Annotated in this window: 26 protein-coding genes; 25 read left to right on the top strand and 1 reads right to left on the bottom strand. The window is 57.4% G+C overall.

Annotated features, from left to right (window positions below; genetic code table 11):
- The first annotated feature begins 2 nt into the window (after positions 1–2).
- Positions 3–1,007 (top strand): S49 family peptidase, encoded by a 1,005-nt coding sequence (locus EE949_RS14725; protein WP_122664944.1) that lies wholly within the window; start codon positions 3–5, stop codon positions 1,005–1,007.
- Between the two features lie 425 nt (positions 1,008–1,432).
- Here the strand turns inward: EE949_RS14725 and EE949_RS14720 are convergent, their stop codons facing one another.
- A complete protein-coding gene (locus tag EE949_RS14720; protein WP_122664943.1) occupies positions 1,433–2,011 on the bottom strand; it encodes a Maf family protein in 579 nt (192 codons plus the stop codon).
- 105 nt (positions 2,012–2,116) lie between these two features.
- On the opposite strand from EE949_RS14720, the gene EE949_RS14715 reads away from it, so the two are divergent.
- The 24 genes from EE949_RS14715 (at position 2,117) to EE949_RS14600 (ending at position 24,588) form a co-directional block, all read left to right on the top strand.
- Complete coding sequence (locus EE949_RS14715) at positions 2,117–2,644, top strand: YceD family protein (RefSeq protein ID WP_122664942.1); 528 nt, start codon at positions 2,117–2,119, stop codon at positions 2,642–2,644.
- 13 nt (positions 2,645–2,657) lie between these two features.
- On the top strand, positions 2,658–2,840 hold the full coding sequence (gene rpmF, locus EE949_RS14710; protein WP_002552688.1) for a 50S ribosomal protein L32: 183 nt from the start codon (positions 2,658–2,660) through the stop codon (positions 2,838–2,840).
- A gap of 4 nt (positions 2,841–2,844) precedes the next feature.
- Positions 2,845–3,852 (top strand): phosphate acyltransferase PlsX, encoded by a 1,008-nt coding sequence (gene plsX / locus EE949_RS14705; RefSeq protein WP_122664941.1) that lies wholly within the window; start codon positions 2,845–2,847, stop codon positions 3,850–3,852.
- A 154-nt stretch (positions 3,853–4,006) separates the two neighbouring features.
- Positions 4,007–4,945, top strand: coding sequence for an ACP S-malonyltransferase (fabD, locus tag EE949_RS14700; protein ID WP_122664940.1), 939 nt, complete (start codon positions 4,007–4,009; stop codon positions 4,943–4,945).
- A gap of 14 nt (positions 4,946–4,959) precedes the next feature.
- Positions 4,960–5,700 (top strand): 3-oxoacyl-ACP reductase FabG, encoded by a 741-nt coding sequence (gene fabG, locus EE949_RS14695; RefSeq protein WP_122664939.1) that lies wholly within the window; start codon positions 4,960–4,962, stop codon positions 5,698–5,700.
- 186 nt (positions 5,701–5,886) lie between these two features.
- Positions 5,887–6,123, top strand: a complete 237-nt coding sequence (gene acpP / locus EE949_RS14690; protein WP_087265500.1) for an acyl carrier protein — start codon at positions 5,887–5,889, stop codon at positions 6,121–6,123.
- Between the two features lie 109 nt (positions 6,124–6,232).
- Positions 6,233–7,477: a beta-ketoacyl-ACP synthase II gene (gene fabF, locus EE949_RS14685; protein WP_122664938.1), complete on the top strand. Its 1,245-nt coding sequence runs from the start codon at positions 6,233–6,235 to the stop codon at positions 7,475–7,477.
- Positions 7,477–8,295, top strand: a complete 819-nt coding sequence (gene pabC, locus EE949_RS14680; protein WP_122664937.1) for an aminodeoxychorismate lyase — start codon at positions 7,477–7,479, stop codon at positions 8,293–8,295. The genes fabF and pabC overlap by 1 nt, the downstream gene beginning before the upstream one ends.
- Positions 8,295–9,452: an endolytic transglycosylase MltG gene (gene mltG / locus EE949_RS14675; RefSeq protein WP_162874458.1), complete on the top strand. Its 1,158-nt coding sequence runs from the start codon at positions 8,295–8,297 to the stop codon at positions 9,450–9,452. Before pabC ends, mltG begins: the two co-directional genes overlap by 1 nt.
- Before the next feature lie 19 nt (positions 9,453–9,471).
- Positions 9,472–10,104: a dTMP kinase gene (gene tmk, locus EE949_RS14670; RefSeq protein ID WP_122664936.1), complete on the top strand. Its 633-nt coding sequence runs from the start codon at positions 9,472–9,474 to the stop codon at positions 10,102–10,104.
- Complete coding sequence (locus EE949_RS14665) at positions 10,097–11,083, top strand: DNA polymerase III subunit delta' (RefSeq protein ID WP_122664935.1); 987 nt, start codon at positions 10,097–10,099, stop codon at positions 11,081–11,083. Before tmk ends, EE949_RS14665 begins: the two co-directional genes overlap by 8 nt.
- A gap of 41 nt (positions 11,084–11,124) precedes the next feature.
- A complete protein-coding gene (locus tag EE949_RS14660; RefSeq protein ID WP_122664934.1) occupies positions 11,125–11,481 on the top strand; it encodes a PilZ domain-containing protein in 357 nt (118 codons plus the stop codon).
- Positions 11,482–11,492: 11 nt separating this feature from the next.
- On the top strand, positions 11,493–12,278 hold the full coding sequence (locus tag EE949_RS14655) for a TatD family hydrolase (RefSeq protein ID WP_122664933.1): 786 nt from the start codon (positions 11,493–11,495) through the stop codon (positions 12,276–12,278).
- Positions 12,279–12,867: 589 nt separating this feature from the next.
- Positions 12,868–13,530, top strand: a complete 663-nt coding sequence (locus EE949_RS14650) for a TetR/AcrR family transcriptional regulator (RefSeq protein WP_122664932.1) — start codon at positions 12,868–12,870, stop codon at positions 13,528–13,530.
- Positions 13,531–13,681: 151 nt separating this feature from the next.
- Positions 13,682–14,287, top strand: coding sequence for a DUF4823 domain-containing protein (locus EE949_RS14645; RefSeq protein ID WP_122664931.1), 606 nt, complete (start codon positions 13,682–13,684; stop codon positions 14,285–14,287).
- 10 nt (positions 14,288–14,297) lie between these two features.
- A complete protein-coding gene (locus EE949_RS14640) occupies positions 14,298–14,858 on the top strand; it encodes a DUF1285 domain-containing protein (RefSeq protein ID WP_122664930.1) in 561 nt (186 codons plus the stop codon).
- A gap of 80 nt (positions 14,859–14,938) precedes the next feature.
- A complete protein-coding gene (locus EE949_RS14635; RefSeq protein WP_122664929.1) occupies positions 14,939–15,949 on the top strand; it encodes an aspartate-semialdehyde dehydrogenase in 1,011 nt (336 codons plus the stop codon).
- Between the two features lie 115 nt (positions 15,950–16,064).
- The gene (locus tag EE949_RS14630; RefSeq protein ID WP_122664928.1) at positions 16,065–18,890 is read left to right on the top strand and encodes a FimV/HubP family polar landmark protein; all 2,826 of its coding nucleotides are present in this window, start codon (positions 16,065–16,067) and stop codon (positions 18,888–18,890) included.
- A gap of 156 nt (positions 18,891–19,046) precedes the next feature.
- Positions 19,047–19,871 (top strand): tRNA pseudouridine(38-40) synthase TruA, encoded by an 825-nt coding sequence (gene truA, locus EE949_RS14625; protein WP_122664927.1) that lies wholly within the window; start codon positions 19,047–19,049, stop codon positions 19,869–19,871.
- 60 nt (positions 19,872–19,931) lie between these two features.
- Positions 19,932–20,552 carry a phosphoribosylanthranilate isomerase gene (locus tag EE949_RS14620; RefSeq protein WP_122664926.1) on the top strand — a complete coding sequence of 207 codons (621 nt, stop codon included), beginning with the start codon at positions 19,932–19,934 and terminating at the stop codon, positions 20,550–20,552.
- 276 nt (positions 20,553–20,828) lie between these two features.
- Entirely contained in the window at positions 20,829–21,749 is a 921-nt protein-coding gene (gene accD / locus EE949_RS14615; protein ID WP_122664925.1) for an acetyl-CoA carboxylase, carboxyltransferase subunit beta, read from the top strand.
- Complete coding sequence (gene folC / locus EE949_RS14610; protein ID WP_122664924.1) at positions 21,746–23,053, top strand: bifunctional tetrahydrofolate synthase/dihydrofolate synthase; 1,308 nt, start codon at positions 21,746–21,748, stop codon at positions 23,051–23,053. Before accD ends, folC begins: the two co-directional genes overlap by 4 nt.
- The gene (locus tag EE949_RS14605; protein ID WP_122664923.1) at positions 23,037–23,708 is read left to right on the top strand and encodes an SPOR domain-containing protein; all 672 of its coding nucleotides are present in this window, start codon (positions 23,037–23,039) and stop codon (positions 23,706–23,708) included. The genes folC and EE949_RS14605 overlap by 17 nt, the downstream gene beginning before the upstream one ends.
- 292 nt (positions 23,709–24,000) lie before the next feature.
- The gene (locus EE949_RS14600) at positions 24,001–24,588 is read left to right on the top strand and encodes a CvpA family protein (RefSeq protein ID WP_122664922.1); all 588 of its coding nucleotides are present in this window, start codon (positions 24,001–24,003) and stop codon (positions 24,586–24,588) included.
- The last annotated feature ends 12 nt before the right edge of the window (positions 24,589–24,600 follow it).

The following is a 24,600-nucleotide window of genomic DNA, read 5'->3' as shown; positions in this document are numbered from 1 at the left end:
AAATGTCGGACGAATGGAAAGCACCGGTTTCGCAGGACAAGGATGAACTCGCAGACAGCAAGGCTGATGCGAAGAGCTGGAAGTTGCTGGAAAAAACCTTGCTGGCAGGCATCCAGGAGCAGCGTCGCTCGCGTCGCTGGGGGATTTTCTTCAAGTGCCTGACCTTCCTTTATCTGATCACGGCATTGTTCCTGTTCACGCCGCTGGGCGATTTCGAGAAGAGCGCCTCTGGCAGTGCGCATCACACCGCGCTGATCCAGATCGAAGGCATGATCGCCGACAAGGAGCCTGCCAGCGCCGATAACATCGTTGGCAGCCTGCGTGCGGCGTTCGAAGATCCGAAAACCAAAGGCGTGATCCTGCGCATCAACAGCCCTGGTGGTAGCCCGGTGCAGTCGGGCTATGTTGCCGATGAGATCCGTCGCCTGCGCGCCGAGAAGCCGGAGATCAAGGTCTATGCCGTGATCACCGACCTGGGGGCCTCGGGTGCCTATTACATCGCCAGCGCGGCTGACCAGATCTACGCCGACAAGGCCAGTCTGGTGGGCTCCATCGGCGTCACCGCAGCAGGCTTCGGCTTTGTCGGCGCAATGGAAAAGCTGGGTGTTGATCGTCGTACCTACACGTCGGGCGAGCACAAGTCGTTCCTCGATCCGTTCCAGCCACAAAAAGAAGACGAAACCGCCTTCTGGCAGAGCGTGCTGGACACGACTCATCGTCAGTTCATCGCCAGCGTGAAACAGGGGCGCGGCGACCGTCTGAAGGATAAAGATCATCCTGAACTGTTCTCCGGGCTGGTCTGGACGGGCGAACAAGCCTTGCCGCTGGGCCTGATCGACGGACTGGGCAGCTCCAGCTACGTCGCACGTGAAGTGATCGGCGAAAAAGAAATGGTCGACTTCACCGTCCAGGAATCCCCGTTCGATCGCTTCTCGAAAAAACTGGGCGCCAGCGTGGCTGACCAAATCGCAATGTGGGCAGGCTTCAAAGGGCCGACGCTTCGCTGATTGCGAATCGTAGCCAACAAAAAAAACCGACCATTGGTCGGTTTTTTTATTCCGCAGATGTCGACCACTGAGCACCATGGCTGGGTAAGCTCGCGCATCCAGGTCGGCTATCAGGCCGCCACGCTTTTGATTTTGATCTGAGGCGCCCCGTTAAACCACGCTGGCCGAACGCAGATTCTGAGCCGTGGGCAACCCGGCAAGGATGCCGGGTTAGCCGCATTGGGCCATGGATGGCCCGTTGCGGCGGCCCACGGTTCAGAATCTGTGTTCGGGTATGCCGAGCGACAGCGAGGCACCAAGTGGTGGGGCAAGAGCCTTTTGGTTACTTTTGGGCTCCTTTCAAAAGTGACGCGCTGTAAACGCGCAACCAATATCAGTCACGCCCGCGGTAACGGATATGTACACAACATTCACTGCACAAATAATCAGAGCACCTGCACGCCTTCCTTTATAAGCATATCCACCAACCGAATCAGCGGCAGACCAACCAAACTCGTAGCATCACTCCCCTCGGTACTCCGAAACAGACTGACACCCAACCCCTCAGCCTTGAAACTACCCGCGCAATCATAAGGCTGCTCCGCATGCAAATAACGCTCGATACTCGCCTGGTCCAGAGTGCGCATATGAACCGTGAACGGCACATGATCAACCTGACACAGCCCTGTCGAACTATTAAACAGCGCCAGACCAGTCAAAAAGGTCACACTAGACCCGCTGGCATTGCTCAACTGATCCCGCGCACGCTCGAACGTGTGAGGCTTGCCAAGAATCTTGTCATCCAGCACAGCAACCTGATCAGAACCAATAATCAAATGTCCGGGGTATTCGGTCGCGAGCGCACGGGCTTTCTCTTCCGCGAGGCGACGTACCAGCTCCACTGCGCTCTCGTCGGGTCGGTGGCTTTCATCGATATCAGGCGACGCGCAGACGAACGGCAGGCGCAGTCTGGCGAGCAATTCCCGGCGATAAGGTGAGCTGGAAGCGAGGAGTAAAGGCAACATGCGGTTCTCCAGAAAGTGAAAACTGATTCTAATCAGTCTTGTGCAGGATTATTGGTCTGAATTTCCTTTGACATGCCTTGGGGTCGTCCCTAGAATGCTGCGCCTATGTTGAATGACCCGATTCCACCTCACGTTGACCCGCGCAAATTGGCTGATCGTGGCACTACCCTTCAAGGTGAAGTGCTGCTGGCTGATTTGGAGAGACTCTGCGACCCGCTTTCCGACACCGTCGGTACGGTGCAGGCCAAATTCATTTTTGAGCGTGACGAACGTCGCTCCGTGGTTATCCACAGTGCAATCGACGTCGAAGTCAAAATGGTTTGCCAGCGTTGTCTTGAGCTGGTCACCCTGCCGATCCACAGCGAGTGCAGTTACGCCGTGGTGAAGGAGGGTGCGAATACCCAGTCGTTACCGAAAGGTTATGACGTGCTGGAACTGGGCGAAGATCCATTGGATCTGCTGGCATTGATCGAGGAGGAGCTTTTGCTCGCCTTGCCCATTGTGCCTGCTCATCATCCGGAAGAATGCCAGCAGCCGGCGGGTCTCGATGAGCCCGAACCGAGCGTGGACGAGGTAACGCGGTCCAACCCGTTCAGTGTATTGGCGCAGTTAAAGCGTGACCCAAACGTTTAGGAGTTAATCAATTATGGCTGTTCAGCAGAACAAAAAATCCCGCTCTGCCCGTGACATGCGTCGTTCGCACGACGCTCTTGAGGCAAGCACTCTGTCGGTAGAAAAGACCACTGGTGAAATTCACCTGCGTCACCACGTTTCGCCGGAAGGTGTTTACCGTGGTCGTAAAGTGATCGACAAGGGCGCTGACGAGTAATTTCTTGTCCGCTCCGATCATCGCGATCGACGCAATGGGCGGGGACTTCGGTCCCCGCAACATTGTTCAGGCCAGCCTTGCGTGCCTGTCTGCTACGCCCTCGCTCCATCTGATCCTTGTGGGTCAAGCCCCCCTTATTGAAGAACTGATCTCCCGCCATTCAGGTGTGGATCGCTCACGTCTGCGCGTTGTGAACGCCAGCGAAGTGATTGCCATGGACGAGCGGCCTTCTCAGGCGTTGCGTGGCAAGCCTGATTCTTCGATGCGCGTGGCATTGGATCTGGTGGCAAGTGGGCAGGCTCAAGCCTGTGTCAGTGCCGGTAATACCGGGGCCCTGATGGCGCTCTCGCGTTTTGTGTTGAAAACCCTGCCGGGTATTGATCGGCCAGCCATGGTTGCCGCCATACCAACCCAGCGCGGTTATTGTCAGTTGCTGGATTTGGGGGCGAACGTCGATTGCAGTGCCGAAAATCTCTATCAGTTTGCGGTGATGGGGTCGGTTGCGGCAGAAGCGCTGGGTGTGGTGCGGCCAAAGGTCGCGCTGCTCAATGTCGGGACTGAGGACATCAAAGGTAATCAGCAGGTCAAGCTGGCTGCGAGCCTTTTGCAGGCTGCGCCGGGCTTGAACTACACAGGCTTTGTCGAAGGTGACGGGTTGTATCGCGGTGAGGCAGATGTCGTTGTTTGTGACGGCTTTGTCGGCAATATCGTGCTGAAGTCCAGCGAAGGGTTGGCGAGCATGATCTCTGCGCGAATTGAAACCTTGTTCAGGCAAAATGTGTTGTCCAGGGCGGTCGGAGCATTAGCGATGCCTTTGCTCAAGCGTTTGCAGGCTGATCTGGCACCTGCCCGGCACAACGGTGCGAGCTTTCTCGGGTTGCAGGGCATTGTGGTAAAGAGTCACGGCTCTGCCAGCACGCAAGGCTTTCAAAGTGCGATTCAGCGGGCGCTGATCGAGATTCAGGAAAACCTGCCGCAACGCTTGCATGGCCGTCTTGGGGAGTTGTTGTAGGCTTTCTCTGGCGACGTTTGCGGTTCATCTCCGCTAGAATGTGACGCTGCTGACTGACCGGTCATCAAAATCGGCAAGTGGCTGTAATAAGAATTTCTCGCGCTCGGCCAAGGCCGGGCGTTTATTTCGACGACCATAATCAGGGGCTTGTTTAATGTCTGCATCCCTCGCATTCGTCTTTCCGGGTCAAGGATCGCAATCGCTCGGCATGCTTGCCGATCAAGGCGCACAGCATCCTTTGATCCTCGATACTTTCGCGCAGGCATCTGATGCCTTGGGTTATGACCTCTGGGCGCTGACTCAGGAAGGTCCGGTGGAGTCGCTCAATCAGACCGACAAGACCCAGCCGGCCATTCTTACCGCGTCTGTTGCCTTGTGGCATGTATGGCTGGCTGAAGGCGGAGCTGTTCCTGCTTTTGTTGCCGGCCACAGCTTGGGGGAATACAGCGCGCTGGTCGCGGCACAGAGTCTGAGCCTGGCTGACGCGGTCAAGCTGGTAGAGCGTCGTGGGCAGTTGATGCAGGAAGCCGTTCCGGCCGGTCAGGGTGGCATGGCTGCCATTCTTGGTCTGGATGATGCCGATGTTATCGCTGCCTGCGCCGAAGCGGCTCAGGGCGAAGTGGTCAGCGCGGTCAATTTCAACTCGCCGGGCCAGGTCGTCATCGCCGGTTCTGCCGAGGCTGTAAAGCGTGCCATGGACTTGTGCAAGGCGCGTGGCGCAAAGCGTGCCCTGCCATTGCCGGTCAGCGTTCCGTCGCATTGTGAGTTGATGCGTCCGGCGGCCGAGCGTTTCGCCGAGTCGATCGAAGCGATCGAGTGGCAGGCTCCGCAGATTCCATTGGTGCAGAACGTCAGCGCCAGTGTCGTGACAGATCTGGCCACGTTGAAAACCGATTTGCTGCAACAGTTGTACAAGCCGGTCCGTTGGGTCGAGTCGATCCAGGCTTTGGCTGCAAATGGCGCTACCCAGTTGATCGAGTGTGGCCCGGGCAAAGTCCTGGCTGGTCTGAACAAGCGTTGCGCCGAAGGCGTGACGACCTACAATCTGGATACCCCAGACGCCTACGCCGCCGCCCGTGCGGCACTGGCCTGATTAGGAGAGCTTGCATGAGCCTGCAAGGTAAAGTTGCACTGGTGACCGGTGCCAGTCGTGGTATCGGTCAAGCCATTGCCCTGGAATTGGGTCGTAATGGCGCCGTTGTTGTCGGGACAGCGACTTCCGAGTCCGGTGCCGAGCGCATCAGCGCGACGTTCAAGGAAAACGGCATCGAAGGCTTTGGTCTGATGCTGGATGTCTGCAACGCTGAGTCCGTGGATTCCGTGCTGTCGCAGATTCAGGAGCGCGTTGGCGCACCGTTGATTCTGGTCAATAATGCCGGCATCACCCGTGACAACCTGATGATGCGCATGAAAGACGACGAGTGGAACGATGTCGTCAACACCAACCTGAACAGCCTTTTCCGTCTGTCCAAGGGTGTTTTGCGCGGCATGACCAAGGCGCGTTGGGGTCGAATCATCAGTATTGGTTCTGTTGTGGGTGCCATGGGCAACGCAGGCCAAGTAAACTATGCCGCCGCGAAAGCGGGTCTGGAAGGTTTCAGTCGCGCCCTGGCGCGTGAAGTGGGTTCGCGTGCGGTAACCGTGAACTCGGTAACTCCCGGCTTTATCGACACCGATATGACCCGTGAGCTACCTCAGGCGCAACGAGATTCCCTGACGGCACAGATTCCTCTGGGTCGCCTGGGGCAGGCAGAAGAGATTGCGCATGTTGTCGCTTTTCTTGCCTCGGAAGGTGCAGGCTACGTTACCGGGGCTACAATCCCCGTCAACGGCGGCATGTATATGTGATCGCCCGTTTTAAAAAAATGTAATACGGGCTGTCTAAAATCCGTTATAAAGCTGAAATCTTTTAATGGGCAGAGAGGTGATGGGCGTATCGGGAATTGCGTTTAGCTTGAAATACGCAAATCCTCTTCTATACACTTACCCATCGGCCAGCTGCCCGAATTTTTCCACTAGGAGTTAAAACACGGTATGAGCACCATCGAAGAGCGCGTCAAGAAAATCGTTGCCGAGCAACTTGGCGTCAAATCTGAGGAAGTTGTGAACACTGCTTCCTTCGTTGAAGACCTGGGTGCCGACTCCCTTGACACCGTTGAGCTGGTAATGGCTCTGGAAGAGGAATTCGAGACCGAAATCCCTGACGAAGAAGCCGAGAAGATCACCACTGTTCAAGCCGCTATCGATTACGTTACTGCCCACCAGGCGTAACATTTAGTAATCGTTGCTGGGTCATGGGAAAACCGCACTGCCTTACCGGCGTGCGGTTTTTTCTTTAAAACGATGTCCTGTGTAGTCAATGAGAGAAAAGGAGAGTCCTGTGTCGCGTAGACGCGTCGTGGTCACCGGTATGGGTATGCTGTCGCCATTGGGTACGGATGTGCCGAGCAGTTGGCAGGGTATTCTGGCTGGTCGCAGTGGCATTAACCTTATCGAACACACAGACCTTTCGGCTTACACGACCCGCTTTGGCGGTTCGATCAAGGGCTTCAACGTCGAAGAGTATCTGGCGCCCAAAGAGGCTCGCAGGCTCGATCTATTCATCCAGTACGGTCTCGCTGCCAGCTTTCAGGCTGTGCGTAATTCCGGCCTGGAAGTCACCGATGCAAACCGTGAGCGCATTGGCGTTGCCATGGGTTCTGGAATCGGTGGCCTGACCAATATCGAAAACAACAGCCGTTCGCTGCATGAGCAGGGGCCTGGGCGTATTTCGCCGTTTTTCGTACCTGGTTCGATTATCAACATGATTTCCGGTTTCCTGTCGATCCACCTGGGCGCACAGGGACCTAACTATGCCATTGCAACGGCCTGCACCACTGGCACGCATTGCATTGGCATGGCTGCACGCAACATTGCCTACGGCGAAGCCGATGTGATGATCGCTGGCGGTGCCGAAATGGCGGCCTGTGGGCTGGGCATGGGCGGCTTTGGTGCTTCCCGGGCGCTGTCGACCCGCAATGACGACCCGACCCGCGCCAGCCGTCCCTGGGACAAAGGCCGTGATGGTTTTGTGCTGTCAGACGGTTCCGGTGCCCTGGTTCTTGAAGAGCTGGAGCATGCCAAGGCACGTGGCGCGACGATTTATGCCGAGCTGATCGGCTTTGGTATGAGCGGCGACGCTTACCACATGACTTCGCCACCAGACGATGGTGCAGGTGCTGCCCGCTGCATTCGCAACGCGTTGAAGGATGCTCAGGTCAACACTGATCAGGTTCAGTACATCAATGCCCACGGTACCTCGACCATGGCGGGCGATCTTGCCGAAGCCAACGCGATCAAAAGCGTATTTGGCGATCACGCCTACAAGCTGGCGGTCAGCTCCACCAAATCCATGACCGGTCACCTGTTGGGTGCGGCCGGTGCCGTTGAAGCTATTTTCAGTGTCCTGGCCATTAACGGTCAGGTGGCCCCGCCGACCATCAACCTGGACGAGCCGGGTGAAGGTTGTGATCTGGACTTCGTGCCGCACGAGGCACGCAATATGCCTATCGACGTGGTGATCTCCAACTCCTTCGGTTTTGGTGGAACCAACGGCTCACTGGTGTTCCGCCGGTTCGCTGAGTGATGCCAGGCTGGATAGATGGACGTCCGGCCGACACGCTTTCTGTCAGGAATAGAGGCCTTGCTTACGGTGATGGGCTTTTTGAAACCATCGCCGTAAGGGCAGGGCAGCCCACGCTGCTGGATCAGCACTTGCAGCGGTTGCAACGAGGCTGCGATCGTCTCGGCATTACGGTTGATCATCTTCTGATTCGTGACGAGCTGCTGGCTTTTGCCTCGCAGCTCGGCGATGGCGTGATGAAACTGATTCTTGCTCGTGGCGACAGTCAGCGCGGCTATGCTCCTGATCCACATTCCCAGCCGTTAAGAATTCTTCAGGGCAGCCCACTGCCTGCCTATCCATTGGCTCATGCAGAGCAAGGCATTCGCCTGTTTCCCTGTGTTACTCGTCTGGCCGAGCAGCCTTTGTTGGCGGGCTTGAAGCATTTGAATCGTCTTGAACAAGTGCTTGCCCGCTCGGAATGGCAGAGCCCCGAGTTTGCTGAAGGGCTGATGCGCGATACCTCCGGGCGCGTTATTGAAGGGGTGTATAGCAATTTGTTTGCAGTCCGTGATGACGTGTTGGTCACGGCTGATTTGAGCCGTAGCGGCGTAGCCGGAGTGATGCGTGCCGCGTTGCTGGAGCAGGCACCAAGACTTGGGATACAGGTCGAAATTCGTGATCTGCAACTGGCAGACCTGGAACAGGCAGACGAAGTATTTGTCTGCAACAGTGTCTATGGCATCTGGCCGGTGCGTGGCTTCGAACAGCTGAGCTGGCCGGTTGGGCCGCTCACCCGTAAACTGCAGCGCACAGCTCTTGCCCTTCTGGATATCGCTTAGTGATTCGAAAATTTTTGCTGTTGCTGGAAACGGGTCTGGTCCTGGCAGGTCTGGGGCTGGGTTTTGCCTACTGGCAGCAGAACGAGGCATTGCATCAGCCCTTGAACGTAGCCCAGGAACAAATGCTCGACGTTCCTGCCGGTTCTACGCCAGGCGGTCTGCTTAATCGTTTGCAGGCCGACGGTGTGATCAAGGATGCTTTCTGGCTGCGACTTTACTGGCGCTTCAACCTGTCCGATGAAGCCTTGCACAGCGGCGAATACCGCATGACGCCGGGCATGGATGCGCAATCCTTGCTCGCGCTGTGGCAGCGTGGCGAAGTCGTGCAATACAGCCTGACCCTGGTCGAAGGCTGGAATTTTCGGCAAGTACGTGCAGCGCTGGGTAAGCAGCCCAAGCTGGAGCAAACATTGGGGAATCTGACGGATTCGGAGCTGATGGCCAAAATCGGTCACCCGGACGTTTTTCCTGAAGGCCGGTTCTTCCCTGACACGTACCGCTACGTGCGTGGCATGACCGACGCCGAAATCCTCAAACAAGCCTATAAGCGTCTCGATGAAGTGCTGAATGACGAGTGGGCGAAGCGTGCAGCAGATGTGCCTTATGCCGACCCTTATCAAGCGCTGATCATGGCGTCGCTGGTTGAAAAGGAAACCGGCGTTCCGCAGGAGCGTGGGCAGATTGCCGGGGTATTCGTTCGCCGGTTGACGCTCGGAATGTTACTGCAGACCGACCCGACCGTGATCTACGGTCTCGGTGAGCGCTACAACGGCAAGCTGACCCGTGCTCACTTGAAAGAGCCTACGCCTTACAACACTTATGTCATCACCGGCATGCCGCCCACGCCCATCTCGTTGGTAGGGCGTGAAGCGATTCACGCAGCGCTCAATCCTGTGGCAGGCAGCAGTCTTTATTTCGTCGCCAGAGGCGATGGCAGTCACGTTTTTTCCAACGATCTGGATGCGCACAACGCTGCGGTTCGTGAGTTCCAGCTCAAGCGTCGTGCCGACTACCGATCAAGTCCGGCTCCCGTTGCGCCCCCGGTTGTACCGGCCACACCCGCTGAGCCAGTCCCGGCGGTCGAGCCTGACCCTGCAACGACAGACGCCTCCAAATCTGAAGAAAGCGCTGCCCCGAGCGAGCAAAAATCACAATGAATTCTACTGAGTACAGCCTGTGACCGGCCTGTTTATCACCCTTGAAGGCCCGGAAGGTGCGGGTAAAAGCACCAACCGTGAATACCTTGCCGCGCAACTGCGCGCTGAAGGCATCGATGTGCTGCTGACGCGCGAGCCAGGTGGAACGCCGCTGGCCGAGCGTATTCGCGAGCTGTTGCTGGCGCCCAGCGACGAAGCGATGCATGCCGATACCGAGCTGTTGCTGGTGTTTGCTGCCCGCGCGCAGCATCTGGCCGAAGTGATTCGCCCTGCGCTGGCGCGTGGTGCGGTGGTCCTCTGCGACCGTTTCACGGATGCCACTTACGCCTATCAAGGTGGTGGCCGTGGCTTGTCTCACGAGCGTATCGCTACGCTGGAAAGTTTTGTGCAGGGCGCTTTGCGGCCGGACCTGACCCTGGTATTCGATTTGCCCGTGGAAGTGGGTCTTGCGCGTGCTACGGCGCGGGGACGACTGGATCGTTTCGAGCAGGAAGGTCGAACCTTTTTTGATGCGGTGCGCAGCACTTATCTGAATCGTGCCAAGGCTGAACCTGCTCGGTATCGTTTGGTGGACGCCGCGCAGTCCCTGCCACAAGTTCAACAGTCCCTCGATGCATTGCTGCCCGAGCTGGTGAGTCTGTACCGTGGCTGAAGCCTATCCCTGGCAAGAGCAGTTGTGGCAACAGTTGGCCGGTCGCGCTCAACACGCCCATGCCTATTTGCTGCATGGGCCAATCGGCATTGGCAAGCGAGCGTTGGCCGAGCGTCTGATGGCCAGTCTGTTGTGTCAGCGACCGGAAGGTCTGGAAGCGTGCGGTCAGTGCAAGTCATGCCTGCTGCTCGCGGCGGGCAGTCACCCCGATAATTATGTGCTTGAGCCAGAAGAAGCGGACAAGGCGATCAAGGTCGATCAGGTTCGTGATCTGGTGAGTTTCGTGGTGCAGACCGCGCAAATGGGTGGCCGCAAAGTGGTGTTGATCGAGCCGGTAGAGTCGATGAACATCAATGCCGCCAATGCCCTGCTCAAAAGCCTTGAGGAGCCGTCTGGTAACACCGTGTTGCTGCTGGTCAGCCATCAGCCGAGCAGATTGTTACCGACGGTCAAAAGTCGTTGTGTACAACAGGCTTGCCCGCTACCCAGCGAAGAGATGAGCCTGATCTGGCTGGCCAAGGCATTGCCCGAATGCAGTGAGAGCGAGCGTTTTGAGTTGCTGACGCTGGCGGCGGGGTCGCCGCTTGCCGCCGTCAGCCTTCAGGCTCAGGGTGTGCGCGAGCAGCGAGCTCAAGTCGTGGATGGCGTGAAAAAGTTGCTCAAGCAGCAACAATCGCCGACGCAGCTTGCGGAAGGCTGGAAAGACATCCCTCTACTGTTGTTGTTTGACTGGTTCTGCGATTGGTCGCACCTGATTTTACGTTTTCAACTGACCGAAGATGAGCAAGGGCTGGGATTGGAGGATATGCGCAAAGTAGTGCAGTATCTGGCCCAGAAGTCCGCGCAGGGCAGGGTGCTTGAAATTCAGGACTGGATTCTGGCCCAGCGTCAGAAAGTCATGTCCAAGGCCAATTTGAACCGCGTGCTGTTGCTTGAGGCCTTGCTGGTTCAATGGGCTGGATTGACTGGCCAGCGCTAGACGTTGCCCGGCTGTCTTTATTCAGATACCAAGGAGTTGTCATGAGCTTGCCGCTGAATTCCGGTCCACGAAATGGCATTTTGTCTCTGACTATCAAGGACAAGGCCGTTCTTTACGCCGCGTATATGCCATTCATCAAAAATGGCGGGCTGTTCATCCCGACCAGCAAAAGCTACAAGCTGGGGGATGAGGTGTTCATGTTGCTGAACTTGATGGATGAGCCGGAGAAAATCCCGGTGGCCGGCAAGGTTGCATGGATCACGCCCAAGGGTGCTCAGGGTAATCGCGCCGCAGGTGTGGGCGTGCAGTTCAATGACGGTGACAATACCGCGCGTACCATGATCGAAACTTATCTGGCCGGTGCTTTGAAGTCCGACCGTCCTACCCACACGATGTAGATGTCTATTTCATGCTTGTAGATTCCCATTGTCACCTTGACCGCCTCGACCTCGCTGAACATTCCGGTTCACTTGATGCTGCCCTTGAGGCTGCCCGGGGGCGTGGGGTCGGGCATTTTCTGTGCATTGGCGTCAGCGCCGACAACGCGGGTGCGGTCAAGGCCCTCGCCGAGCGTTATGACGATGTCGATTGCTCGGTGGGCATTCATCCGCTGGACCTGACGCCGGGTGAAACGCCAGCCCTGGACTGGTTGCTCAAGGAGCTGGATCACCCGCGTGTCGTCGCCATTGGCGAAACCGGGCTGGATTACCATTACGAGCCCGAAGCCGCAGAGCTGCAGCAGGCGTCTTTCCGGTTGCACCTTCAGGCGGCAAACATCACTGGGAAACCGGTCATTGTTCATACTCGCGGCGCACGGGCCGACACGTTGGACCTGCTGCGCGAAGCCGCTCTGCCGCAGGGCGGTGTGTTGCACTGCTTTACCGAGGACTGGGAAATGGCCAAGGCCGCGCTCGACCTGGGTTTCTACATTTCCCTGTCTGGCATCGTCACTTTTCGCAATGCCGACGCGCTGCGTGATGTGGCGCGTCAGGTGCCTGCGGATCGCTTGCTGGTTGAAACGGACTCACCTTACCTGGCGCCAATTCCTTATCGCGGCAAACCAAACCTGCCGCAGTACGTTCGAGAAGTGGCCGAGTTTCTGGCGATGCTGCGCGGCGAGTCCTACGAGCAGTTTGCTGAAATGACGACGGCCAACTTTGCTCGCCTGTTTCCCTTGGCTCATCTCAAGGGTTGATGGAATTACAGGCAAAAAAAACCCGGGTTCTGGGGGGTGAATCCGGGTTAAGACCATTAGGAGTAAAACAAAGGAGCGCTGTCCATCGGCCCCTTTATTGGCGTGCCACTTGGGGGAGATGTCGCGCCAACGAACTAAGTATTGGTCAGGATTGCAGGGCGTCCAGTCGCTTCTGTACGTTTTTTAAACAGATTTGGAATAGCGCGGCGGTTGTTGAGTCCGTTTTATCTCGCGTGCTATGTCGACACGTCCGGATCAAGACCACATTCTTTGTTGGAGCGAGGCTTGCCCGCGAATCGGTTGGCGCGGTATGTCAGATAAGCCGCGTCATCGCTATTCGCGGGCAAGCCTCGCTCCAACAGCTGTAGCGCAGTTTCATATGGGAACGATGCCTGGTCTTGGCCGCACCCGGACGATAAGATCAACACCCGTTCTTTTCCCGAAGTGAGCTTCCGGATTGTCTGACACGCTGTACGCTAAAACCGGCTTTCCACGCATTTAGCGAACCCTGGTTGGATGATCCGTGCAATTTCGCGCAAGTTAGGCATAATACCGAGCTTCGATTTTGAGCCGTGCAGACCTTCTCAATATGCAAAAAGAACCTCGTAAGGTCCGTGAGTTTCGCCGCCGTGAGCAGGAAATTCTCGACACCGCGCTTAAGTTGTTCCTCGACGAGGGCGAAGACAGCGTTACTGTCGAGATGATTGCGGATGCCGTAGGCATTGGCAAAGGCACCATCTACAAACACTTCAAATCCAAGGCCGAAATCTATCTGCGCCTGATGCTCGACTATGAGCGTGATTTGAACGAGTTGCTGCATTCAGCGGATCTGGAAAAAGACAAAGAGTCGCTGTCCCGCGCCTACTTTGAATTCCGCATGCGTGACCCGCAGCGCTATCGCCTGTTTGATCGCCTTGAAGAGAAGGTCGTCAAAGGCAATCAGGTACCGGAGCTGGTTGAGGAGCTGCACAAGATCCGCGCCTCCAACTTCGAACACCTGACGCTTTTGATCAAAGGGCGAATCAACGAAGGCAAGCTCGAAGACGTCCCGCCGTATTTCCATTACTGCGCCGCTTGGGCTCTGGTGCATGGCGCTGTTGCGCTGTATCACTCGCCGTTCTGGAGCAATGTGCTGGAGGATCAGGAAGGCTTTTTCCAGTTCCTGATGGATATCGGGGTGCGCATGGGTAACAAGCGCAAGCGCGATACTGACGTGCCTGTTGATCCGAAAACGGATGCCTCAGACCAGTAATCAACGTCGGCACAAGCTCTATTGCGTAAAGAAGTCAGGCGCTTTTTATCTTCAAACCAGCATTATTCGGCTTTCGGGTCAGGTCTGGCTCGGAAGCTGCATCCGACGACCATTCGCCGGTTTTCCGTCACCGGCATCTGGGAGGGGAATAATGCGTAGCCTGGTTCTTTTACTGGCGCTGTTGGCGTTGAGTGGTTGCATGAAGGTCAGTGATCTGGCTCAGGGAGCCAAGGATCAACTGAGTGATGCCGGGGTTCTCGATCATGGCGAAACCCGCCGTATCGGCAACTGGCGTATACAGGCCGATTCATTCATCTACATCGCCCAAGGCGCGTTCGTGCCGCCTAACTCCAGCCCCAGTCCCAAACAGAACGTGGTCGCAGAAGAGGCCTTCAATGGCTTCGTCGAATATTTCCCAATGGTCCGTCGCGCCCGCGCCCCGCTTGGGCTGGACGAGGCGATGACCGAAGCTCGTGGTTTCGGTGCCCATTACTTGCTCTACACTCGTTTTGCCAAGGCTGACGATCGTATCGGCAATACCGATGAATGGTCTGACCAGGAAGCGCTGGACCGGCTGGGCATTGATAATGGCGTGATCCAGATCATGCTGATCGAAACCAGCACTCGCTACCTGATTGATACAGCGCGTATCCGTATCCGTGGCGGATTGCTGACGTTCTACGACAATAAACCAGAAGATTTGCTCGGCCCGCCGCTTGAGGAATACGCTCGTAGCCTGTTGGGTCTGAGTCGCTAAGGAGTAAGCAATGACCGGTCCGGGCAAGGCCAATGATCTGTTTGCGCAGATCCCCAAAAGTAAAGGGTTGCCGCCCGTTCATCTGTGGAATCCGGATTTTTGCGGCGATATCGATATGCGTATCGCCCGGGATGGCACCTGGTATTACCTGGGGACGCCGATTGGTCGCAAACCGATGGTGCGGTTGTTTTCCACCATCATGCGCCGGGACGGTGATGATTATTTCCTGATTACTCCGGTGGAGAAGGTCCGTATCCGTGTCGACGATGCGCCTTTTGTGGCCATCAGTCTCACCGTCGAGGGGGAGGGCGAGCAGCAGAATCTGCGTTTCTCTACCAATGTTGACGATGAGACCGACGCGGGCCCTGAGCATCCGTTACGGGTGCTGATCGATCCGCAGACCGAGGAACCGGCGCCTTATATTCACGTGCGGGCCAATCTTGAAGCCTTGATCCATCGCAATGTGTTCTACCAGCTGGTGGAACTGGCGGTTCCCCGCGACATTGACGGTCAGCGCTGGCTGGGTGTCTGGAGTCGCGGGGAGTTCTTTCCTATAGGCCTTGAGCCATGAATCGATAAGTAGCCCTGTCAATTGCCTGCTTTGAACTCGGCGGTTAAAGTGCCGCTCCCCGTTTTACCTGAGGTTTTTGCATGAATCAGTCCTTTGATATTGCCGTCATCGGCGCCACCGGTACTGTCGGCGAAACCATCGTCCAGATTCTTGAAGAGCGTGACTTCCCTGTTGCGCAATTGCACTTGCTGGCCAGTATTGAGTCGGCGGGTCACTCCGTACCTTTCAGGGGCAAAAATGTGCGTGTGCGTGAGGTCGACGAGTTCGATTTCAGCAAGGCGCAGGTGGCGTTCTTTGCTGCCGGTCCGGCAGTTACCCGCAGTTATGCTGCACGTGCGACGGCTGCCGGATGTTCGGTCGTTGATCTGTCCGGCGGTTTATCCCCGGACGAAGCACCCAATGTTATTCCCGAAATCAATGGCGCACTGATCGAGTCGTACGGTAAGCCGTTTCAAGTCGGTAGCCCAAGTCCGTCCGGGGCCGCACTGGCGCTGACATTGACGCCGTTGCTGGCGGTGCTGGATATCCAGCGGGTCAACGTCACGGCCTGTCTGGCGGTGTCCAGTCAGGGGCGTGAAGGCGTTGCTGAGCTGGCGCGCCAAACCACCGAACTGCTCAATGTACGGCCGTTGGAACCGCGTTTTTTTGATCGGCAAATGGCCTTTAACCTGCTGGCCCAAGTGGGTGCCCCGGATGCAGAGGGCCATGTGCCGCTGGAAAAGCGTTTGGTCGCAGAGTTGCGAGAGTTGCTGGCTCTGCCTTTACTGAAGGTCTCCGCTGCAAGCGTGCAGGCGCCGGTTTTTTTTGGCGACAGCTTTACGGTTTCGCTGGTAACGGCGGCACCTGTGGACCTTGTAGCCGTCAACAAGGCACTGGAATCGGCGGCCGGTATCGAGCTGGTTGAGGCCGGAGATTACCCGACAGCGGTCGGTGATGCTGTAGGGCAGGATGTTGTTTATGTAGGACGAGTGCGGAGCGGAATCGACGATCCTTGTGAGTTAAATCTTTGGGTCACGTCGGATAATGTACGCAAAGGTGCCGCTCTCAACGCTGTGCAGGTCGCGGAATTGTTGATAAAAGACTATGTGTAAAAGATACTTGGCAGCAATTTGAAGAATCATTCTAGCCAGGCGTGTCCTCCAAGCACCTGAGATGAGTACTTTTTACCTCTCGGATGCCGAGGAATTTTTTAACAAGGGATGGGCTATGGTTCAGGTTCGCAAACTGGTTTTAGCAATTGCTGCGGCTTCGGCGCTGTCATCTGGAATGGCGCATGCGCTGGGGCTTGGGGAATTGTCGGTCAAGTCGACCCTGAACCAGCCGCTGGTAGCTGAAATCGAATTGACGGAAGCGCAGGGCCTGAATGCCTCGCAAGTCGTGCCAAGTCTGGCGACGACCGCCGATTTCGCTCAGGCCGGGGTTACCCGTCAGGCGTTTCTCAGCGATCTCACGTTTACGCCGGTGATCAATGCCAGTGGCAAGAGTGTCTTGCGTATCACCTCCAGCAGGCCGGTACGTGAACCCTTCGTAAAATTCCTCGTCCAGGTATTGTGGCCAAATGGTCGGCTGCTGCGCGAGTACAGCCTGCTGCTTGATCCGCCCAAATATTCTCCGGAAGCGGCGGCAGCTGCAGCGGCTGCTTCGGCACCTGCTGCCACTCCCCAGACGCAGTTGCCTTCGACGGCGCCGACTGCCGAGCAACCTGCTGCTCCGGCACCTGCACCTGAAACTCAGCCGCCAAGTGCTCCGGCACCTGCTGCGGATGCCAATGCCAAGCCGGCTCTATACACCACCAGCAATAACGACACGTTGTGGGAAATTGCCGAGAAAAATCGTAATGGCGGCACCGTGCAGCAGACGATGCTGGCCATCCAGGCGCTCAACCCTGATGCGTTCATTGGCGGCAATATCAACCGTCTGAAGAAAGGCCAGGTGTTGCGACTGCCGACGCCATCGCAGTCGACCACTATGCCTCAACCTCAAGCGATCACCGAAGTCGCTGCGCAGAACCAGGCATGGCGTCAGGGTCGCAGAACGGCGACTGGCGCTCGTCAGGTGGATGCAACGCGGCGAGATCGTGCCGATGCTGCACCTTCCCGGGTTGAGGCGGGCGATAACCTGAGCCTCGTTTCAGCAGGATCGAACGCTGCGGGCAAAGGCTCGGCAACTGAAAAGGAATTAAGCAACAAGCTGGCCGTGGCTCAGGAAAACCTGGACACCGCACGTCGTGATAACGCGGAGCTCAAGAGCCGCATGAACGACCTGCAAAGTCAGCTGGACAAGATGCAGCGTCTGATCCAGCTGAAAAGCGATCAGCTCGCCAAGATGCAGGCTGCCGGGGGCGTTGTTCCTCCTGCCGCTCCAGCGGCGACACCTGCGGATTCGGCCATGCCGGCGGCCGTCGTGCCCGCGCCTGGTACGCCGGAAGCTGCTCCCAAGCCGCCAGGTGAAATTGCGCCTGAAGATGCTCTGCCGGCCGGTGCCGCTCAGGTCGCTGCGCCTGGCGAAGATCAGCCGTTGGCCGTAGAACCGGTCGTCGCGCCGGAATCCGACGCGGATGACGCATTCAAACAGTTGCTCACCAACCCGGTAGTGCTCGGCATCATCGGCGGCGCTGTGGTGCTGTTCCTGCTTCTGCTGATGCTGTTCCTGGCTCGCCGTCGCAACGCCAAGGCTGAAGCCGAGAAGCACAAGCGCATGGCGCGTGCCCTGGCTGAAGAATCTGATTTTGTCTCTGATATGGACATGGAGTTGCCGCAAGCCAGCTTCGAAGGTCTGGGTGTTGCTTCGCCGAACGTGGCCATGGCGTCTCCGGGTCCTGCGGGTGGCTCAAAAGAGCGTCCTGCCGATCCGTTGGTTCAGGCGGAAATTCATATCGCTTACGGCCGTATGAATCAGGCAGTTGAATTGCTGGAAGAGGCGGTCAAGGAAGATCCGGCTCGCGATGATATCCGTCTGAAACTGATGGAAATCTACGCAGAGCAGGGCAACACCAAAGCCTTCGCGGCGCATGAGCGCAAAGTGGTGGCACGGGGAAAGCATCAAGCTGAGGTCGAGCAGCTAAAAAGTCGTTACCCGACCATGGTCACCGCAGCTGTTGTGGCTGCGGCAGCAACAGCCACTGCGGCGGCAGTGGCCGCTGAGCTGGATGCGAAATACGTTGAAGAGCTGCTGCTCGATGAAGACGAGCCGCAGCCCCCTGTTCTGGAAGTGCAACCAGAACCTGAGCCTGAGCCTGTGCTTGAGCCGGAACCAGAACCAGAACCAGAACCGGTCGTTGTTACTTCTGCTGAGGAAGCCGTTGTTCCGCCTGTCGATGACTTCGAACATGATTTCGATCTGAGTCTCGACGATCTGGAGCAGGCTTCGCCAGAGCATGTAGTTGATCTGAGCGCGCCTGCTGATGTGGCCGATTTTGAGCAGGATGCACCGACGGTTGAGACTGAAGAAGAGCCAAGCTTTGAATCGCTGCTGAAGCAGCAGACTGAAGCGCCTGTTGCCAGTGCGTCTGATGATCTGGCTGATTTCGATCTGGATCTGGCCGAGGACGAGCCTGCGCTGACCACGGAAGACGACTTCCTGCTCAGCCTGGACAATGAGCCTCTGGATCTGGGAGAGGCAGCGCCTGCTGTGGAGCCTGAGCCAGAGCACGATCTGGACTTGCCGGATGATTTTGATCTGTCGCTGTCGGACGAAATCGAAACCGATCCTGCTGCTCAGGCGTTTGCTTCCGAGATCGAAGACGTAAACGCCGAACTGGAGCGCTTGTCGCAGAATCTCGAACATCCGCCTATGGCTGAGCCTTTTGAATCGCCGAGCTTTACGGCAGATGACATGGCTGCGATGGATGACGAGCCTGAGTTCGATTTCCTGGCAGGCACTGATGAAGCCGCGACCAAACTCGATCTGGCGCGTGCCTACATCGAGATGGGCGATAGCGACGGCGCTCGTGACATCCTTGACGAGGTGGTCTCCGAAGGTGATGACGGTCAAAAGACCGAGGCGCGGGACATGCTCTCTCGTCTTGCCTGATCTGACCCAGCTGTACTGCAACGGCCGCTTATGCGGCCGTTTGCATTTATGGCGTCGGGCACGTGGCGTCTTTTTTCGACGGCCCTATAATGGCCGCCATTTTGCAATCCGACAGGCTTTTACCTCTTGGCGAACATAGATAACCCGGCAGCCGAAATGGCTGCTGAAGGCTTTTCCCGAATAGCGCTCGGCGTCGAGTACAAGGGCTCGCGTTATTCGGGGTGGCAGCGTCAGGCCTCTGGAGTGCTGACCGTTCAGGAAACCCTCGAAGACGCCTTGTCGAAAGTCGCCGACTCGCCGGTGTCTCTGATGTGTGCCGGTCGAACCGACGCCGGTGTGCATGCCTGCGGGCAGGTCGTGCATTTCGATACTCAGGCTCAGCGCTCGATGAAGGCCTGGGTGATGGGGGCGAATATCAATTTGCCCCACGACATCAGCGTCAGTTGGGCCAAGGTTATGCCCGCTGATTTCCATGCGCGCTTCAAGGCCATCGCCCGGCGCTATCGCTACGTCATCTATAACGATCAGATTCGCCCGGCGCATCTGAATCAGGAAATCACCTGGAACCATCGTCCGCTGGACGTCGAGCGTATGGCCCAGGCGGCGCAGTACCTGGTGGGAACTCATGATTTCAGTGCCTTCCGTGCCGGGCAGTGCCAGGCCAAGTCGCCCGTCAAGCAGTTGCATCATCTGCGCGTCACTCAGCACGGCAAGATGATCGTTATTGATGTGCGCGCCAATGCGTTCCTGCACCACATGGTGCGGAACATTGCTGGCGTGCTGATGACTATCGGAGCGGGCGAGCGTCCGGTTGAATGGGCCAGGGAAGTACTGGAGAGCAAGGTTCGTCGCACCGGAGGGGTTACGGCTCATCCGTTCGGGCTGTATCTGGTGCAGGTTGAGTACCGCGACGAGTTCCCGTTGCCCGAGCGCTATATCGGGCCGCATTTTCTCACAGGCTTCTCGGAACTTGACGGCTGACGCCTGTAGCAGCATTTGTTAACATCCGGCCTTTCCCGAAAGGCTTGAGGTTTTCTTTACATGTCAGCCGTTCGCAGCAAGATCTGCGGGATTACCCGCATAGAAGATGCATTGGCTGCCGTTGAGGCGGGTGCCGATGCCATCGGCTTTGTGTTTTACGCTAAAAGCCCCAGGGCGGTCAGTGTTCAGCAGGCGCGGGCAATCATTGCCGCGTTGCCGCCGTTTATCAGCACGGTCGGCCTGTTCGTCAATGCCAGTCGTTGTGAACTCAACGAAACCCTGGATGCAGTGCCGCTGGACATGTTGCAGTTTCATGGGGATGAGACGCCCGAGCAGTGCGACGGCTATCATCGTCCGTACATCAAGGCACTGCGGGTGCAGGCGGGTGACGATATTGCCGCCAGTTGCCGGTTGTATTCGGGAGCGAGCGGTATCCTGCTCGACACCTTCGTGGCGGGGGTTCCGGGTGGGACCGGCGAAACGTTCGACTGGGCGCTGATCCCGAACGATCTGGAAAAGCCGATTATTCTGGCCGGTGGTTTGACCTCGGCCAACGTGGCTCAGGCGATTACCCAGGTCCGGCCGTACGCGGTGGACGTCAGTGGTGGGGTGGAGAAGAGCCGCGGCATTAAGGATCATGACAAGATCCGCGCGTTCATGAGCGCGGTGCACGGCTGCTGATGGCGGTTCGATGTGACGGGTTTTCGTCGGCCACCGTCCATAACCCTGTCTGTACGGCAGGCAGGCAATCCCGTATATGCGGGCGGATTTTTACGGGTGAGGTTCGAACGGCCTCGCCACGGTTGTTGAATCACGATTGAAGCTGCGTACCAGGCTGGGCACGCCATGTGACGGCCACAGGCAAGCAGCTTCAAGTCATTTACGAATTAGTTAAAGGGCATGCGCAGGGTGCTGAATCACCCGGCGTTCGAGCCACCGGTACTGGAGAAATAAAGCATGAGCAACTGGTTGGTAGACAAACTGATCCCTTCGATCATGCGTTCCGAGGTCAAGAAAAGCTCGGTTCCTGAAGGCCTCTGGCATAAATGCCCATCCTGCGAAGCGGTGCTTTATCGTCCAGAGCTGGAAAAGACCCTGGACGTTTGCCCCAAGTGCAACCACCACATGCGTATCGGCGCTCGCGCTCGCCTGGATATCTTCCTGGATGAAGAGGGCCGTTCCGAGATCGGCGCTGATCTGGAGCCGGTTGACCGTCTCAAGTTCCGCGACAGCAAGAAGTACAAGGATCGCCTGGTCGGTGCCCAGAAGCAGACTGGTGAAAAAGACGCGCTGATTTCCATGAGCGGCTCGCTGTTGGGTATGCCGGTTGTGGTTTCTGCGTTCGAATTCTCTTTCATGGGTGGTTCGATGGGCGCTATTGTCGGCGAGCGTTTTGTTCAGGCTGCCAACTATGCGCTGGAAAAACGCTGCCCGATGATCTGCTTCGCCGCTTCCGGCGGTGCGCGCATGCAGGAAGCGCTGATCTCGCTGATGCAGATGGCCAAGACTTCGGCCGTGCTGGCCCGTCTTCGTGAAGAAGGCCTGCCGTTCATTTCCGTGCTGACCGATCCGGTTTACGGTGGTGTTTCCGCGAGTCTGGCCATGCTGGGTGACGTAATCGTCGCCGAGCCAAAGGCATTGATCGGTTTCGCGGGGCCTCGTGTTATCGAGCAGACCGTGCGTGAAAAACTGCCGGAAGGCTTCCAGCGCAGTGAGTTCCTGTTGGATCATGGTGCGATTGACATGATCATTCACCGTCAGGAACTGCGTCAGCGTCTGGGTAACCTGTTGGCACAAATGATGAACCTGCCTACGCCGAAGTTTGTCGCACCCGTCATCGAGCCAGTCATCGTTCCTCCGGCGCCAGCCAACGTATGACGCCAGGATCCCTGGGCGACTGGCTCGCCTATCTTGAGCAGTTGCATCCATCTGCCATTGATATGGGGTTGGACAGGTCGCGTCAGGTTGCGCAGCAATTAGGTCTGACCCGGCCGGCACCCAGGGTGATTACGGTAACCGGCACCAACGGCAAGGGTTCGACCTGCGCTTTTTTAGCTTCTTTGCTTCGTGCTCAAGGCCTTAAAGTCGGCGTCTACAGCTCTCCGCATTTGCTGCGCTATAACGAGCGTGTGCAGGTGCAGGGCGTTGAGGCGACCGATCTTGAGCTTTGTGATGCGTTCGCGGCTGTAGAGGCTGCCCGTGGCGATGTCACGCTGACCTATTTCGAAATGGGGACGCTGGCGGCCTTCTGGTTATTCGAGCAGGCGGCACTTGATGTGGCGGTGCTTGAGGTCGGTCTCGGTGGTCGTCTCGATGCGGTCAATCTGATCGATGCCGATCTTGCCATTGTGACCAGCATAGGCGTTGATCACGCGGACTGGCTGGGTGATACCCGCGAGTCTGTAGCGTTCGAGAAAGCCGGTATCTTTCGTGAAGGTCGTCCGGTGCTGTGCGGTGATCTTGACCCTCCTGCGCCACTGCTTGATCAGGCGCGAAAGCTCAATTGTCCGCTGATGCTGCGTGGACGTGAGTTCGATCTCTCTATCAATGAGCGCAGCTGGAGCTGGACGGGGCGTGACGGGCAGGGGCAACCGCTAGCGTTGCGCGACCTGCCGCTGCTCGACCTGCCGATGGAAAATGCCGCACTGGCTTTGCAGGCTTATCTGCTGCTGGATCTTGCGTGGCAGCCTGAGCCGGTGAGCGCTGCGTTGCTTGATACGCGGATTATCGGGCGCCTGGATCGCCGCTCTTTCAGCTGGCACGGCAAGCGCCTGAACCTGTTGATGGATGTGGGACATAACCCTCACGCTGCACACTTCCTGGCGCAACGCATGGCTCAGCGTCCGGTGGCGGGCAAGCGTCTGGCGGTCTTTGGTCTGCTGGCTGACAAGGAGCTGGAAGGCGTCGTTGCAGAGCTGGCTTCCAGCATCAATGACTGGGCGGTTGCGCCGCTTCCGACTTCGCGCAGCCGACCAGCAGCGGATTTGCAGGTTGCACTTGAGAACCTTGGCGCGCACGTGACGTCCTATCAGAGTGTCGCGTTAGCACTGGAAGCCCAATGCGCGCACGCTACAGCCGATGACGAGATTTTGCTGTTCGGGTCTTTTTACTGTGTTGCCGAGGCCCTGGAATGGTTGACCCGGCACGCCATAGAGGAAGCTGCAAATGGCTCTGCTGGATAACGTATTCAAACAGCGTATGGTCGGTGCCCTGGTGCTGATCGCCGTGGCGGTGATCTTCCTGCCGATGCTGTTCACGCGTCAGGATGAGACGCGTCATGTTCAGGTCGATGCGCCTGCTGCGCCGCAAGCGCCCGTGACGCCTCAAGTGCAGGTTCAGCCGGTTCCGGTTCCCGAGCCGCAGGTCTTGCCTCAAGAGCCTGTGCCCGAAGAGGGTGAAATGGTGGGCGACGATCAGGCACCGGCTATGCCGATCGCTCCAGCGCCGCCTCAGGTAAAGCCGGCAACACCGCCTGCCGCCAAACCCGCTGCCAAGCCAGTAACTCCGCCTGCTCCAGCTCCGGCGCCAACGACAGCAACGCCCCCGGCACAAGCGGCTGCCAAGCCTGCCGTGCCATCAGGTGTTGATGCAAACGGTCTTTCCGTGAGTTGGTCGGTGCAGTTGGCGAGCATGTCCAACCGTGCCAACGCCGATAATCTGCAGAAAACCCTGCGCACCCAGGGCTACAACGCCTATATCCGCACTGCGAACGGCGTAAACCGGGTGTTTGTAGGGCCTTTGATCGAGCGGGCAGAGGCTGATCGCCTGCGCGATCAGCTCGACAAGCAGCAGAAGCTCAAGGGTATTGTGGTGCGCTTTCAGCCTGAGCAGGGTTGATGCTTTTCAGATGATTGCTCGCCGCCTAGGCTGTGTGAAAGCGTAGCGAGCGATGGCAAGACAAGGCGCAACGAGCAGAGCGAATCAAGGCAGGCGAAAAACGGTCGGGGTCGCGTCCGACTCCAGGTGTTCTAAATGAGCATTTTTCGCCTGCTTTCAACGCAGTATTGCGCGCGTAGCGACGAAGTTGCCCAGCCTGCAGTAGTTTTCACAGCCTGGGCCGGAAATCTCGCTTACCGGCAGGTCAGCGCTCTGCTAAAATGCGCCGCCTTATCTGTTCGCAGGCTCAAACGTGCCCTTTACCCCGGTCGACTGGGCGATCCTCGGGATCGTCGCTATCTCCGCTCTGATCAGTCTCAAGCGCGGCTTCGTCAAAGAAGCCCTGTCGCTGGTGACCTGGATCATTGCAGGTGTTGTCGCCTGGATGTTTGGCGCGGGATTATCAGGTTATTTGGTCAATTACATCGAAACGCCGTCGTTTCGGGTTATTGCGGCCTGTACTATTCTATTCGTCGCCACCTTGCTGGTCGGCGCAATGATCAACTTTCTTATTGGGGAACTGATTCGTGTCACCGGGCTTTCCGGGACCGATCGCTTTCTCGGCATGGTCTTTGGCGCAGCGCGCGGAGGCTTGCTTGTAGTAGTGGCAGTCGGGCTGTTGAGCCTGGGGCCAGTACAACAGGATCAATGGTGGCAGCAATCGAGGTTGGTGCCGCAATTTCTCATGGTCGCTGACTGGTCGAAAAACCTGATTCTCGGGATGTCCAGCAAGTGGCTCGCCAGCGGAGTCAGCGTACCTGCTGAACTGCCGTTCAAGGAACACCTCCTGCCGCCTACAATGCCGCAGGAAGTGCTCGGTAAATCCAGTTCCACTAAGTAGGGGTTGTGTCGC

The organism is Pseudomonas viridiflava (genome assembly GCF_900602065.1).
In the GTDB taxonomy this organism is placed as follows: domain Bacteria; phylum Pseudomonadota; class Gammaproteobacteria; order Pseudomonadales; family Pseudomonadaceae; genus Aquipseudomonas.
This window is presented reverse-complemented; position numbering and strand designations above follow the sequence as displayed.